Origin of the sequence: Streptomyces sp. BB1-1-1, assembly GCF_031597775.1 — a bacterium.
Classification (GTDB): domain Bacteria; phylum Actinomycetota; class Actinomycetes; order Streptomycetales; family Streptomycetaceae; genus Streptomyces; species Streptomyces thinghirensis.
In genome coordinates, this window is sequence record NZ_CP134203.1 from 1,451,580 (window position 1) to 1,463,978 (window position 12,399).

Annotated in this window: 23 protein-coding genes; 2 read left to right on the plus strand and 21 right to left on the minus strand. The window is 70.8% G+C overall.

Annotated features, from left to right (window positions below; translation table 11 throughout):
• Positions 1-35 precede the first annotated feature (35 nt).
• The 20 genes from RI578_RS06715 to RI578_RS06810 all read right to left on the minus strand — a co-directional run bounded on the left by RI578_RS06715 (position 36) and on the right by RI578_RS06810 (position 9,137).
• Positions 36-479, minus strand: a complete 444-nt coding sequence (locus tag RI578_RS06715; RefSeq protein WP_310870219.1) for a hypothetical protein — start codon at positions 477-479, stop codon at positions 36-38.
• Entirely contained in the window at positions 476-715 is a 240-nt protein-coding gene (locus RI578_RS06720; protein ID WP_310870220.1) for a hypothetical protein, read from the minus strand. Before RI578_RS06720 ends, RI578_RS06715 begins: the two co-directional genes overlap by 4 nt.
• Positions 712-1,944 (minus strand): phage Gp37/Gp68 family protein, encoded by a 1,233-nt coding sequence (locus RI578_RS06725; protein ID WP_310870221.1) that lies wholly within the window; start codon positions 1,942-1,944, stop codon positions 712-714. The genes RI578_RS06720 and RI578_RS06725 overlap by 4 nt, the downstream gene beginning before the upstream one ends.
• Positions 1,941-2,207 carry a hypothetical protein gene (locus tag RI578_RS06730; RefSeq protein ID WP_310870222.1) on the minus strand — a complete coding sequence of 89 codons (267 nt, stop codon included), beginning with the start codon at positions 2,205-2,207 and terminating at the stop codon, positions 1,941-1,943. The genes RI578_RS06725 and RI578_RS06730 overlap by 4 nt, the downstream gene beginning before the upstream one ends.
• Positions 2,204-2,539 (minus strand): hypothetical protein, encoded by a 336-nt coding sequence (locus tag RI578_RS06735; RefSeq protein ID WP_310870223.1) that lies wholly within the window; start codon positions 2,537-2,539, stop codon positions 2,204-2,206. Before RI578_RS06735 ends, RI578_RS06730 begins: the two co-directional genes overlap by 4 nt.
• Complete coding sequence (locus RI578_RS06740; RefSeq protein ID WP_310870224.1) at positions 2,536-2,952, minus strand: hypothetical protein; 417 nt, start codon at positions 2,950-2,952, stop codon at positions 2,536-2,538. The genes RI578_RS06735 and RI578_RS06740 overlap by 4 nt, the downstream gene beginning before the upstream one ends.
• Positions 2,953-2,971: 19 nt before the next feature.
• Positions 2,972-3,280, minus strand: a complete 309-nt coding sequence (locus RI578_RS06745; protein WP_310870225.1) for a hypothetical protein — start codon at positions 3,278-3,280, stop codon at positions 2,972-2,974.
• Positions 3,277-4,434, minus strand: coding sequence for a hypothetical protein (locus RI578_RS06750; RefSeq protein WP_310870226.1), 1,158 nt, complete (start codon positions 4,432-4,434; stop codon positions 3,277-3,279). Before RI578_RS06750 ends, RI578_RS06745 begins: the two co-directional genes overlap by 4 nt.
• A 38-nt stretch (positions 4,435-4,472) precedes the next feature.
• Entirely contained in the window at positions 4,473-4,628 is a 156-nt protein-coding gene (locus RI578_RS06755; protein ID WP_310870227.1) for a hypothetical protein, read from the minus strand.
• A gap of 1 nt (position 4,629) precedes the next feature.
• The gene (locus tag RI578_RS06760; RefSeq protein WP_310870228.1) at positions 4,630-5,139 is read right to left on the minus strand and encodes a hypothetical protein; all 510 of its coding nucleotides are present in this window, start codon (positions 5,137-5,139) and stop codon (positions 4,630-4,632) included.
• Positions 5,136-5,621: a RusA family crossover junction endodeoxyribonuclease gene (locus RI578_RS06765; protein WP_310870229.1), complete on the minus strand. Its 486-nt coding sequence runs from the start codon at positions 5,619-5,621 to the stop codon at positions 5,136-5,138. The genes RI578_RS06760 and RI578_RS06765 overlap by 4 nt, the downstream gene beginning before the upstream one ends.
• Positions 5,618-5,818 carry a hypothetical protein gene (locus RI578_RS06770; RefSeq protein WP_310870230.1) on the minus strand — a complete coding sequence of 67 codons (201 nt, stop codon included), beginning with the start codon at positions 5,816-5,818 and terminating at the stop codon, positions 5,618-5,620. Before RI578_RS06770 ends, RI578_RS06765 begins: the two co-directional genes overlap by 4 nt.
• Positions 5,815-6,177 carry a hypothetical protein gene (locus RI578_RS06775; protein ID WP_310870231.1) on the minus strand — a complete coding sequence of 121 codons (363 nt, stop codon included), beginning with the start codon at positions 6,175-6,177 and terminating at the stop codon, positions 5,815-5,817. The genes RI578_RS06770 and RI578_RS06775 overlap by 4 nt, the downstream gene beginning before the upstream one ends.
• 404 nt (positions 6,178-6,581) lie before the next feature.
• Positions 6,582-7,031: a hypothetical protein gene (locus RI578_RS06780; protein WP_310870232.1), complete on the minus strand. Its 450-nt coding sequence runs from the start codon at positions 7,029-7,031 to the stop codon at positions 6,582-6,584.
• Entirely contained in the window at positions 7,028-7,396 is a 369-nt protein-coding gene (locus tag RI578_RS06785) for a hypothetical protein (RefSeq protein WP_310870233.1), read from the minus strand. Before RI578_RS06785 ends, RI578_RS06780 begins: the two co-directional genes overlap by 4 nt.
• Positions 7,393-8,061: a LuxR C-terminal-related transcriptional regulator gene (locus tag RI578_RS06790; RefSeq protein ID WP_310870234.1), complete on the minus strand. Its 669-nt coding sequence runs from the start codon at positions 8,059-8,061 to the stop codon at positions 7,393-7,395. Before RI578_RS06790 ends, RI578_RS06785 begins: the two co-directional genes overlap by 4 nt.
• Positions 8,051-8,359: a hypothetical protein gene (locus RI578_RS06795; protein WP_310870235.1), complete on the minus strand. Its 309-nt coding sequence runs from the start codon at positions 8,357-8,359 to the stop codon at positions 8,051-8,053. Before RI578_RS06795 ends, RI578_RS06790 begins: the two co-directional genes overlap by 11 nt.
• Positions 8,352-8,573 carry a hypothetical protein gene (locus RI578_RS06800; protein WP_310870236.1) on the minus strand — a complete coding sequence of 74 codons (222 nt, stop codon included), beginning with the start codon at positions 8,571-8,573 and terminating at the stop codon, positions 8,352-8,354. Before RI578_RS06800 ends, RI578_RS06795 begins: the two co-directional genes overlap by 8 nt.
• Before the next feature lie 74 nt (positions 8,574-8,647).
• On the minus strand, positions 8,648-8,779 hold the full coding sequence (locus RI578_RS06805) for a hypothetical protein (RefSeq protein WP_310870237.1): 132 nt from the start codon (positions 8,777-8,779) through the stop codon (positions 8,648-8,650).
• A 118-nt stretch (positions 8,780-8,897) separates the two neighbouring features.
• Positions 8,898-9,137, minus strand: coding sequence for a helix-turn-helix transcriptional regulator (locus tag RI578_RS06810; RefSeq protein WP_310870238.1), 240 nt, complete (start codon positions 9,135-9,137; stop codon positions 8,898-8,900).
• A gap of 152 nt (positions 9,138-9,289) precedes the next feature.
• On the opposite strand from RI578_RS06810, the gene RI578_RS06815 reads away from it, so the two are divergent.
• Together RI578_RS06815 and RI578_RS06820 are read left to right on the plus strand one after the other, a co-directional pair.
• On the plus strand, positions 9,290-9,790 hold the full coding sequence (locus RI578_RS06815; protein WP_310870239.1) for a hypothetical protein: 501 nt from the start codon (positions 9,290-9,292) through the stop codon (positions 9,788-9,790).
• Between the two features lie 317 nt (positions 9,791-10,107).
• On the plus strand, positions 10,108-10,911 hold the full coding sequence (locus RI578_RS06820; protein ID WP_310870240.1) for a hypothetical protein: 804 nt from the start codon (positions 10,108-10,110) through the stop codon (positions 10,909-10,911).
• A 37-nt stretch (positions 10,912-10,948) separates the two neighbouring features.
• Here RI578_RS06820 and RI578_RS06825 read toward each other — a convergent pair whose 3' ends face one another.
• Positions 10,949-12,391, minus strand: a complete 1,443-nt coding sequence (locus tag RI578_RS06825) for a recombinase family protein (protein WP_310870241.1) — start codon at positions 12,389-12,391, stop codon at positions 10,949-10,951.
• Between the last annotated feature and the right edge of the window lie 8 nt (positions 12,392-12,399).

Genomic DNA, 12,399 nt, shown 5'->3' on the forward strand with positions numbered 1-12,399 from the left:
GGTGACATCCGGGCGGCGGACGGGTTCGAGAGGGCTCAGTCCGACGTCGGTGGCTGCGCGAGCGGGGCTTCGGACAGCGGGAGGACGGGGATGCCCTGCGGCAGCGTGGGCGCGTCGTCGGCGGCTGGTAGCGGCCGGATCGCGCGGGCGTTCTCCAGGTCGGCGCGCAACCTGGTGTTCTCCGCGCACAGCGAGTCGAAGGTGACGAGCTGCTCCGCGAGGTCGGTGATCCGGGCCCGGGCCGCCTTCAGGGCGTCGCGCGCTGTGTCGCGGTCCTTGCTCAGGGCGGTGTTCTCGGTCGTCACCCGCAAGAGCGCGCACGTCAGGTCGTCGGCCTCGCGCTCCAGGCGGACGACGTCGGCGCGCAGCCGGGCCCGGGGGACGACGTACCGGTGCAGGCCGCGCCCGGCCGGGGCCACGTACCAGAGCACGGAGGCCGCGCCTCCTGCCCCGGCGCTGAGGAACAGGTACTCGATCACGCGGCACCGGCCTCTACCGGGGCCGGGCACCACGGGCACTTCGCCTTCAGGCAGACGGCGCCGCGCTCCAGCGACAGTTCGTGGTAAGCCGCCTCGTTGGCGTGCTGAAGGTCGGCGAGCCGCTGTTCCAGGGCACGGTTGCGGTCCTGTTCCTTGGCCAGCTGGATGCGGAGCCGGTTGGTCTGGGCGTCGCCCAGGCGGGTGCGCCAGCGGCGTATGAAGGCGGGGGCGGTCATGTCGTACTCCGGTCGGTGCGGGCCGTGTCCATGCGGCGGGAGAAGGCGTCCAGGTCCTCGTGGAGGCCGGAGGTGATCGAGTCGCGGAAGTCGTCGCGGGGGAAGGCGTCGTGCGTGCGGCCGTCCAGCAGCCTGCCTGCCGCGCCTTTACCGACGCGGACGGCGACGGTGTCCGTGTCGAGCATCCAGGCGGAGCGGGTGCGGTCGCCGGGGCGCATGAGCCCGTCTTGGGCGCCTCGGAAGGTCCCGGATGGACCGCGCTCCCGCAGCGTGGCGGAACTGCGAGCGCCGTGCAGCGGGTGGTTGTAGGCGCGGCCGCCCGCGAAGGCGGGGTCGTCCTCCACGCGGGCGCACAGGTACTCGCCGTGCTGCTTGAAGAAGAACGGCACGCCGGCGACGTCACAGGCGTCGCGGAGTTGCCGTGCCCAGTCCGGGTGCATGGGGCGGGCGCGAGGGCCGGACTCGCCACCAGCGATGACCCAGTCCAAGCCGTGCCAATCCTCCGGCCGCCGCCGGGCCGGGCAGTCCGCCCATCGGTGGCACTCGGGCGTGAGGGCGACCGGGTGCCCGCAGGTGCCGTCCTCGGGGGTGACGTGCCCACAGTCGGGGACGGGGCGCAGCCAGCGACTGAGGTCGACCGGCCCGAGCAGGGGCTCGCAGCTGACGAACCGGACTGCGGCCGGGGTGTCCAGGAGCGCCGGGATACGGATGTCCGCCCACCGCTGGGTCTCCACGGAGACGCCCAGCCAGATGTTCGCCGGCGGCCGGGCGGCGCGAGCACGCGCGAACCTGGCGGCGGGGCTGTTCCGCATGGCCTCGGTGGGGCAGTCGTCGAACTTGGCGGCGTACGCCTGCTTCGCCTTCTGCCGGGCCTGCATGAACGACCGCATCCGGGCGTGCCGCTTGGTGAGGATCTGGAAGGTGTGCCGCTGGTTCACCTGGGCTTCCATGACGTCGAAGACCCGGGTGATGTACAGGTCGGACACGTCGTCGTGGAACAGGTCGGACATGCTGTTGACGAAGACCCTGGCGGGCTTCTTCCAGCGGTACGGGGCGTCGATGCGGTCCTCGTGCAGCATCACGTTGAAGCCCTGTGGGAACGCCTTCGAGCCTGCGAAGCGGTGCGCGATGTTCTCCGCGTAGCAGTTGTCGCATCCGGGGCTGACCTTGGTGCAGCCGGTGACGGGGTTCCAGACCCGGTCGGTCCACTCGATCTTCGTGGTGGTCATGCCGACGCTCCCTCGGGCTGGTCGGCGAGGAACCGGACGAAGAGGTCCGCCCCGTCCTGCGTGAGTTCGGTGCGGGCGTCGAACGCGCCGACCGGGCTGTAGAAACGCAGGAGTTCGTCGCCCCGGCGGATGGAGCGGGCGGCGCTCTTCGCGCTGTACGAGGAGTTGTAGGTGGCGGCGAGCACCCACTGACCGGGCACCTGACGGGCCTGGTCCGCCGCGAGCTGGTGGTTGGCGTGCCGTGCGCCTTTGACGCCGCTCATCGCCGACCACGCCGCAGGCTGGCGGGGACTGGGGTGACGTGCTGGCGCAGGGTGCCGGTTGCGACGTCGTAGTCCTGGGCGACTGCCCAGTTGGCGCTGGGGAAGGCGTGGCGCAGGATGACCGCGGCCTGGTGGTGGAGGCCGCCCTCGCGCATGGGGATCTCTCGCCGGTTGGGGGCGAGGGCCAGGGCGACCCAGCGCTTTCCCTCCGGCCACTTGACCCGGGTGATGCGGATCTCTGCGACGGGCCGGCCGACGAGGGTGTAGAGCTGCACTTCCAGGGCGCGGCGAGCGCCGGCGTCGGCCTGGAACTCGGTGGGCGTGGTGCTCATCGGTCACCGCCGGGGTGGAAGGCGTGGCGGACGTCGTCCATGAGCCGGTGGTAGGCGGCGACGGTGCCCGGCTGCCAGCGGTGCTGGGGTCCGTGGATGTCGCGGAACCAGACGTCGCAGGCGGCGAGCAGGCCAGTCTCCCGGTCGGCGTCGCGGGCGGCGGGGCCGCCGTCGGACGGGGTGACCGCGGCGGGGTGGTCGACTGCCAGGCGCATGAACGCGGCTTCGAGGGCGGGCGCGTCCATGTCGTGCCGCTCGGGTGCAGCCAGGGGCAGCGCGTCGTGCAGGCGCCGGAACTCGGCTGCCTGGACGCGGCGGAAGTGCCGCAGGGCGAACGCGTCCCAGCGGGCGCGCCAGGTGAGTCGGGGGCGGTGCGGGGTGGTGCGACGGCCGATGTGCATCGTTGCGGTCATCGCCATCACGTCCCTTCGGTCAGGTGGTGGGTGGTTGATGGTGCAGGGCCGCGCGTACGGCGGCGGCCCCGCGGGTTGCGGTCTCTGGGGTGGGCGGGCGCCGGCGTTGGCGCCACGGCTCGGATACGGCGGCGAGGAGGTCGGGGGGTTCGGCCTCGGGGTCGGCGATCAGCTGTGCGACGGCGACGACCAGGCGGCCGAAGCTCATGTCCTCGCGGCAGCGGAGCTGGGCGACGACGTCCCCCAGCAGGTCCGGGGACCAGTCGGGGCGGGCGGCGGCGGCGAGGGCGAGCAGCTGCGGGGTGGCGGGCTGCGGTACGTCGGTCACGACTGCCACCTCCTCGCCAGCACGGCCACGTCGGGTGGTCGGCAGGTGCGACAGACGCCGTCGGGCCACGGCCGGCGGGACGGTGCGCGGCAGGCCTCGCACTCGTGCAGGTGGCCGGGAGGGCGCCAGGTTCGGGCGGGTGGTCTCAGTGCGGGACCGAGCAGCCAGCGGCCCGGGTCGCGGATGTCGTCGGTGCAGGCGAACCGGAACTCCAGGCGGGCGCGCAGCTCTTCGCCGCTCGTCCCGGCATCGAGTTGGCGGCCGACGTGCCGCGCGGCCTCGCGGACCACGTACGGCGACAGGCCCGGAAGCAGAGCTTTCACCGGCTCGAGGACTCGCCAGATCCGCGGAGCGAGCGTCAGCTGCGGGAGGCGGGCCGGACGCTGGAACGTCGGCGGAACGGAAGCGGCCTCGAGCGCGCCACTACCGGTAGTTCGCCTCCGGCGGATAGAACCACCGGCCGGTGGTTCCTCCGGTGAGTCAGTCGGGTGGTGTTCCTTAGACGCGAGGGATCCCTCTCCATGATCCCCACCCGATCCCTCACCAGTGTCCGCAGTGAGCACCGGGCTGGTCGGCTCGTCGTGGACGGTGTAGCGGTGGCGGCCGCGGTATCCGGCCCGGCGCTCCACACTGATCCACCCGAGATGCTCCAGCTCCCGGAGGATGCGCCGCACCGATCGGACGTCCAGCGGCTGACCGGCCTTCTTACCGGAGCGATGGCGCAGGACGCGCGCCAGGTCGGTGAGGGTGATGTGCTGGCCGGTCGCCGTGGCGTACGCCAGTGCGGAGTAGGCGCGCAGCTGGCGCGGGGAGAGGGATTCGGCGGCGCGCGACGGCACCCATGCACCGTGCTCACGGCGGTGGTTGGTGGCGCGGATGCGGCGCACCGCTGTCTGCCCGGTGCCGCCCTCGCGGGTGCGCCGGTGGCTGATGAGCTCCACGACGTCGTCGGCCGGGTCCGGCCTCATCAGCTGAGTCAGCGCCCGTTCCACGGTGGAGCGCGCCAGCCCGAGGAGTCCAGACAGGTAGGCGACCCCCGCCTCACAGCCGGTGTCGCGCCGGTCCAGCGCGGCCACCTTCACGTACACGGACACGGTGGCGTCGGCGTACGCACCGACGATCACACGCAGCGGTACGCGGACTCGCTGAGGCATTGGGGTCACCTCCCTTCAGGGCTCGATGGGGTGGAGGGTCAGTCGTCGATGAAGATCAGGAAGGCGCAGCCGAGCCACGTGAGGACGGTTGCGATGACGCCAGCGATGACGGCGAGCTGGTCGTCGGCGGTCATCCCGTACGTGACGCCGCCGGAGGCGCCGCCCAGGAGCAGGCCTGCGAGGAAGACGGGCACGTCACTCGCCCCCGTCGCCGCGCGCACCGTCGCGGACGGCGTGAAGGCCATCGGCAACGGTCTTCAGCTCGTGCATCGCCTCGGTGACCGTGATGTTCGGGGTGTGGAGCACGCGGCGGGCGTAGGACTCCCAGTGGTTCAGGCCAGCGCGCAGGCGTGCGGTCTCCAGGTAGGCGAGCTGGCCGCCCGTGAGGCGCAGCGTGGATTCGTCCAGCTCCAGCTGGCCGTCGTCGTCCAGGGTTCCGCGGGCGGTCCGCTGGAGGTGGAGGAAGCGGAGGGCCTCGCGGACGTAGCCTTCCTGGCCCTCGTTGGGGATCTCCAGGGAGATGATGCGGACCTTGACGGACGCTTCCTTCTCCGTGCCCGGTGCGGGCTCGGTGCGCTCGATCGCGCGGAACTCGCCGATGAACAGACGGCCGGCGGCGGGGACGTCATACACGGGCCGGATGTGCGGCTCCAGTGCTTCCTGCGCCGACGCGCTGACCTTGGCGTCGAACTTCAGCTGGGTCACGGGGTGGGCTCCTTGTGCAGATCAGAGAGGCGCCAGACCTTGACGACGGCGCCAGGCGTGCGGAGTGCGTCGCCCCAGAGCACGAACTCCTTGCGGGCGAAGAGGTGGGCGACGACGCTGTCGTCGGCGAGGACCCCGGCGTCCTTCAGGGCGTCCTGGGTGGAGCGGACCAACTTGTCCAGGTCGGGCTTGGACGACGGGAAGTGCGGCGCGGAAGCCTTCAGCCGGCCTGCGTTGCGGCCGGTGCCGAAGTGGTGCTTCGGGCGGGCCAGCGCGAACCGCACCTCCAGCAGCACCGGGCAGGTCAGTGCCGTCCACGCTCCGTCGTGGTGCAGCGCATCGAGGGCGGCCGTCTTCACGGCCTCCCGCCACGGCTTCACCTTCGCCGACGACTCGTAGAGAGCCCCGGCGGCGTTGCGGTTCTTCGAGCCCTGCGGGCCCGGGGTGCCGTACACCGTGAGTTGAAGTGCGGGAGCAGTCATCCGGACTCACCGCTCACGCGCTGGATGTGCCAGCGGTCGCCGCACTGGACGGGTCGGTGGTGGACGCCCGGGAACATGCCGCGCGCTGCACGCTTGGCGTCCCGGCGGGACAGGTACGTCGCCTTGCCGCAGTCCGGACAGCGGCCGACTGCCAGCTGCTGCGGGTGTCCGTTGAAGTTACGGATCGCGGTCTTCACGACGCCTCACCGCCGTCTGTCCGCCGGTCCAGGTCGTCGGCGGCGATCTGCATGATCTCCGTGACCACGGGGCCGGACAGGTCGTGCATGAGCGCGAAGGCACCGGCCGTGGCCCCGGCCGCGAGCAGGACGGTGGCGATGTCCTGCGCCGGTACGTCGGTGTGGGTGGAGAGCCGGTCGGCCAGGTCGGAGGCGAACTGCTCCAAGCCCTTCATGCGCGGGTGGTCGGCGTAGCGGCGCCGGTTCTCGCGCACCACGTCAAGGGCGCCCTGACGGGTCCACTGCGCGCTGGTCACAGCCCGCAGCCCACGGGCGGTGAACGCCCGGACGACGGCCTCTTCAGCCTGGTCTTCGTTCATCTGTGCTCGCCTGTCTCGGGGTGGGATGACGAGGGGCCCGTACGACGCAGGCCGGGTCTTCGGGGCGAGGGTCAGTCGTGACAGCCCCTCTCCGGCCTTGGCTCCCGCTGCGGCCGCGCACGAGCCGGCGGGTGGCTTTGACGCCGTACGGGTGGTGTGGGGCTCGCCCGGAGCAGGCAGCGTCATCGGAGCTGCTTCGCGCTCCTCCCCTGCCTTGGCTCCCGCTGCGGTCATGCGCGAACCGTCAGCGGGTGACGTTGACTCCGGGCGAGCGGTCGGGAACCCGTCCGGCGCAGGCGGTGTCACAGGAGCGGTACGGAGGCGCTCCTCCTTCGCCTTCGCTTCCGCGGCGGCCTCGGTGCCAACGGCGGCGGCGGATGACGTGAACGCCGGACGGGTGGTCTTCACGGCAGCCTCACCGTCCGAGTGGTGAAGCCGGGGGTGGGGGCGGTGCGGGCGTGGTCGGCGATCTCCCGCATGTGCTCAGCCCACGACGGAGACATGGCGCGCGGGGTCTGACCCTCCAGGGCCTTGAGGACGTCGCCGTGGACCATGTCGAGGAATCCCGGGTCCGGCAGCGGACCGAACTCGATCAGCGGGTTCCAGCCGGTGAACACGACGGGCCCGGCGTACGGCTGCACCCGGGCTCCGAGCGTGGCAAGCACACAGGAGCCGACGACGTTGCGCGGGTACCGCTTGGGGTCCAGGAGGCCGATGTCGTTGACCCACCCGGCGACGGCCGCGCCGGGCAGCGGCACGCGGGCCTTGCCCTCCGGACCGATGACCGTGTCCCAGTCCGGCTGACCGTCGTGGTGAGTGAGTTCGCCGTCGGGGGCGATGACTGCGTAGTTCATCGCCGGCCGCCCTTCCGGGCCTTGTTGCCGGGCCGGTTGACGACCAGGGCGTGGCCGCGCCGGAGCTTGGCCACGGGCACCCAGACACGCCAGATGAGGTCGGCCTCGTTGTCCCAGGTGGCGAACACCATGGGCTCGTTGTGCCAGGGGCCACCGAGGCAGACGGTGGTCGGCTGGCCGCTGCCCAGGCCGGGGACGTGAGCGGGCTGGTCCAGGGCGACGGTGCCGCCCCGGCCGCAGGCGTGGGTGACGCGGGCTCCGACGGGGAACTGGTCGGCCAGCTCCCGCAGCTGCTGTGTGGCCGTTTTGGTGAGCCAGCCGGGTTCGACGACGTGGCCTCGGTAGCCGAGCGTGCGGGCGGTCATGACGCTGCCCTTTCTGCGGTGGTGGGGGTGCCGACGTAGCGGGCGGCGACGACCCAGCGGCTGCCCTTGGTGAGGTAGGCGCGCGCCTGGAAGTCCCCGGCGGGCTCGTATGCGCTGAAGCCGCCACGGGGGATCTGGCGGGCAGCCCGGTACGCGGTGTTGCGTGAGCCGTAGTCACCGACCACGGCTTCGACTCCGGGCGTCTTGCGTAGCTGGGCGGCACGCTCCGCGTGTCGGCCGGCGTTCGCGACGGGTCCGCGGCGCCTCGGGAGGGGGGCGGGTGGCGGGACCCGATGTCCAGTCAGCCAGCCGTAGTGCACGGCGATGGTGCAGGCGTGGGTGGTGCTACGTGCGTGCAGTCGAGCCACGACGTCCGCAGTGATCGTTTTGATCGTGTGCACGCTGACACCGAGGTTTTCGCCTGCGCTGGCGCATGTCTCGCCGCTGGCGAGTTCGGTGAGGACGTCGATCTGCCGGGGGGTGAGCGGGCAGCGCGGCGAGTGGTTGTCGCCCGGCGCGCGTTCGGCGATGACGCGCTCGATGGCGTCCAGGGTGGCGCGGGTGTTGTCGCCGGAGGCAGCGCCCCACAGGTCTTCGATGAAGGCGGCGAGCTGGTCGGCGTCGTAGTCTCGGGCCCACGGGAATGCCAGGGAGTCATCGGCCACGGCGGACACCTCCGTCCGCGCCCTGTCGCAGTTGCTCGATCTGCTGCTCGAGCATCTTGATCTTGTTGCGCTGCCGGGAGACTTCGCCGACGTAGCGGGGCAGGGCCTCGCGGGCGTGCTGTACGAACAGGACGACCGGCACCTGCACGGTGCCGTCGAAGCACTCCAGATAGGAGACCGGTCCGACCGCGTCCGGGGTGCCGTAGTCGTTGCTGACGGGCTCCCACGGGCCGGGCGGCACGGCTGCGACGAAGGCCTGCGTCTCACGCAGGTACTCGGGGGATATCGGCTCAGGCATGGCCGTCCTCCGCATCGAGCGCGGCGAGGACCTGGCGCAGGGACTCGCAGACGCCGCCGAACTCGCGGGCGACGGTGCAGGAGTCGGCCAGCTCCATGTCCACGGCGAGGGCGCGGTCGAGGACGTCGCGGGCGTGGGCGACGGCGATGCCGAGGGGCGGGTTGACCGGCGGCAGGGCCAGGAGCCGGTCGGTGTATGCGATGCTGGACTGCATCGGGCCCACCTCGTTCCTTCCAACTGGTGGTTGGGCCGAGGGCTCGCCGGGGACACGGCGGGCCCTCACTTCTGTCAGGCGGCTTTGACGGTCCGCTTCTCCCGGCGCGAGTCGGTCCGCAGCAGGACCCGCAGCGAGTCGCGCTGTCCGGGCGTGAGCGGCGGCCAGTCGTCGACCAGACGACGGAGGTACTCCTCGCTGGTCACCGGGCACCGGCTTTGAATTCGCGGTCCGCATTGCAGACCCGGCACTGAGCGCGCCAGACGGGATTGCGGTGTCCGCAGCTGCACACCCACCGGCACACGGCGTCGATGCGGGCGCGCATCAGCCCACGCCCCGGCCGGCGGTGACGGGCTCGTCGTCGGTTTCGGGGAGCAGCAGGTCACGGATCGTGCAGCCGAGGATGTCCGCGATCGCCTTGAGGTTCTTGGGGGAGAACCCGGCGCGCCCGTTCTCGACGTCGGAGACGTGGGACTTGCTGACCCCTGCCTTCTCTGCGAGGTCGGTCTGACTGAGACCGGCGTCTATCCGCCGACGGCGGAAGGCTCTCGGGTCTTCGTTCATGAAACGACTGTACGACTCTTCACCACTCTTCACAAGTGCCTAGTCCTGAAATGCGCTGGCGCTTGTGAAGGACTCGTGCACGCCCTCGCGCTACCTGGTGACCTTCAATAAAGTTCGAGAAAGTACGACTGACCACTACGAGGGGGAAGGCAATGAAGATGGAAGATCAAGACCACAGCCCGCCCGGCCACGGCGCCCTCATCAGGCTCGCCCGCGAAGCTCAGGGCATCAGCCCCGAGACCGCGGCCGCGCGCATGCCCTTCAAGTTCTCGGGCGCAAGCTGGCGCCAAGTCGAAGCCGGCTACCGCGGCGCCGGCGCGAAGCGCACACCGGTACCCGGAAAGCCGGCCACCGTCGCAAACATGGCGCACACCGTCGGGGTGAGCGCCGAACGACTGGAGCAGTACAACTCGGAAGCTGCCGAGATTCTGCGGGAGATCGAGCGCCAGGAGACGCAACAGCAGCCGGCCATGCCGGAGGCGCTGCGCTCAGCACCGCCCCACGTGCGCCGCATGATTGACGCCGCGTTGGAAGACGTCGACCCCGAGGACCGCGCCGAACTACTGCGGGAGCTGGCGGCCGACTACGAGGGCGTCACCAAGCGCCGCGCCCGAAATGCCGGACAACCGCACCGCCCTCGTCACGCGGGATGAAACCCCTGGCCAACACTCCGTAACAGAACAGTCACGTTCCATGTGAATATGCGTGACGCCGCCCCCGTTCGGACGCACGATCGATTCCTCGTACAACCAGCAACAAAGAGGAACACCGCGCGCACAAGCAACAGGGGACGTGACGTGCCATGACATGGCTCATCGTCGCGGGTGCGCTCGGCGTAGTCATCATCATCACTGGGGGTCTGTTCTTGCGGCGCCTCCTCGGTGAGTTGGCCAAGCTTCGCGGTCAACTCACCGAGCAAGGGCGACAGATCACAGGGATCGACAGGCAGATGCGCGCCCAGCGAGCCCACGTGACACTCATCAGACAGATGCTCGCCGACGACGGCGAGCCCAACGACAACGACGACAGCAGCCCGCCCCCACAGGCCGCCGTCGTCAACGGAAATGCGCCCAACGCCTCCGCGCCCCGCCACGAGAGCGAACCCGTCCGGCGTAAACGGCACCTGGGCCTCTACATCGGCGGCGCCGCCGCGGCCCTCGCCGCCATCAGCGGAGCCGCCCGTGAGGCAGCGCGCGGCCACCGCGCCCAGTTCATCGGCGCCGTCACCGGAGCCGCCGTCACGGCCGCCACCGTCACCGTGGTCACGGTGCAGCCCTGGAGCCACGACTCCGGGTACGAGGCGCCACACGCCGAACCCCCGGTCTCCGCTCCCCCCACCTACGCACCGCCGGACATCGATCCACCACGGCCGCCAGGCACCAAGCCCCCCACACCCAGCGCCTCACCGTCGGCGACCGCTTCCGGGCCCACCGGCAGCCCCTCGCCGTCCGCAAGCGAGCCCGGCGCCCGGCCGGGCTCCACTCCAGAGTTCACCGCCGTACCGATCGCCCCAGCCAGGGACGCGTCGCCCGCAGCCGGTGCCTCACCTGCGGCGCCGGACGGCGGCACAGCAGACGACACCAGCGGCGAGGCCAGCGATGAGCCCCCAGCCCCCGACTCGGGCGCGAGCCCTTCGCCTGAGCCGTCGCAGCCGCCCGCAGACCCGCCGGCCAATCCGCCTCCCGTGGCTGAGGAACCTGCCGACTCGGGACTGTGCTTGGACCTGTCCCTCCCGCCACTCGTGGATACGAACACCTGCCTCCTGACCAGGTGATCGGTGTGGCTGGGCGCAGCGATCGCTACGCCCAGCCTCACGTGGCCTTCGGAACGATCAGCACCGTCTCTGGATCGAACGGTGCGCGGCCCGGCCGCCCCTTGAGGATGGTCACGGTCATCAGCATGTCGATGACGGCCCTCTTCCGGTCCAGCGGCAGTGCTTCCCAGGCGGCCACGACGTCCTCGGAGCGCACCAGCTCGCCCAAGACAGCCGCCCGCGCGGGACTGGTCATCTGCTGCTCGATCTGCGCCAGTCGCTCCTTCACGCGCCGCACAGCCCTTTTGAACTCCAGAGCGTCGGCTTCGTCGTCGTCAGCGAAGGCGTCGGTCATATTCTTCAGGCGCGCCCGCAGCGTGGCCGCCTTCGCGTTCAGCTCGTCCATGTCGGGACGTTCGGCGTCCATGAGCAGCTGGGCAGCGTCCTCGCGCAGCAGCAGCTGCGGGACAAGGCCAAGCGGCTTGCCGGGCTCCGTACCTGCAACCAACTGGTCGATCGGCTCAGCAGTACGCATGAGGTGCTTCACCGATCCCCGGCACTTGTAGGTACGCGCCCCCTCGTAACGCACGCCTTTGACCACCTTGTAGCCACGCTGCGCACTGGTGACCGTAGTACGTCCGTCATCGCAGATACCGCAGAGAAACAGCCCCGAGCCCAGCCACTTGCGTGTCGGTCCCGGCGACGTCTTCCTGGAAGGATCAGTGAGCAGGGCAACCGACTGGCGCCACTGGTCCTCGCTGACGATGGTGGGCCACTTCCCCGAGTACGTGACGCCGTTGTACTCGCGCAGCCCGGCGTACCGCTCGTTCAGGAGCAGGTACCGGACCGTGTTGTGGAGCCACGGCTTGCCGTTGCGGTTGAGGACCCGACGCTTATTCAGGTCGGCGGCTATCCCGGACAGGGAGGCGCCCGCGGCGACAGCCTCATACATCTTGCGGACCTCTGCCGCCTCGCTGTCGATCACCTCGGTGCCATCGGCGGTGTAGCCAAAGCACCGGGGCCCGGTCGGGACTTCCCCGCGTTCGACGCGCTGCCGCATCTCCCGCTGCTCCCGCTCGGACATCTGCTCCACCTCGAAGGTGTCGACCTCCCCCAGGAGGCCGGCGAGGAGACGCCCAGCGGCAGTTGTGAGGTCCAGCTCGGGGCCCTTGACGCATAGCACGCTCACGCCGTGCTGGCGGAGGATCTCGATGCCTTCCGCCCGTTCGCGCCGGTTCCGCCACAGCCGACCGAGCATGTAGACGATGATGACGTCGATCTCGCCACGCTGAACGGCGGCCATGAGCCGCTCGTAGTCGGGGCGGTGCTTGCCGTGAGTGGCGGACTTGTCGTTGTCCCGGAAGCGGCGGCCCTCAATGGGGATGCCGCGGCGCTCGGCGAGTTCGACCGTGTCTTCGCCCTGGCGTTCGACGCCGTCCTCATCACCCGCGTCGGCCTTGGAGATCCGCTCGTAGGTCCCGCCCCGCTGAAACAGAGTCACAGACAGAA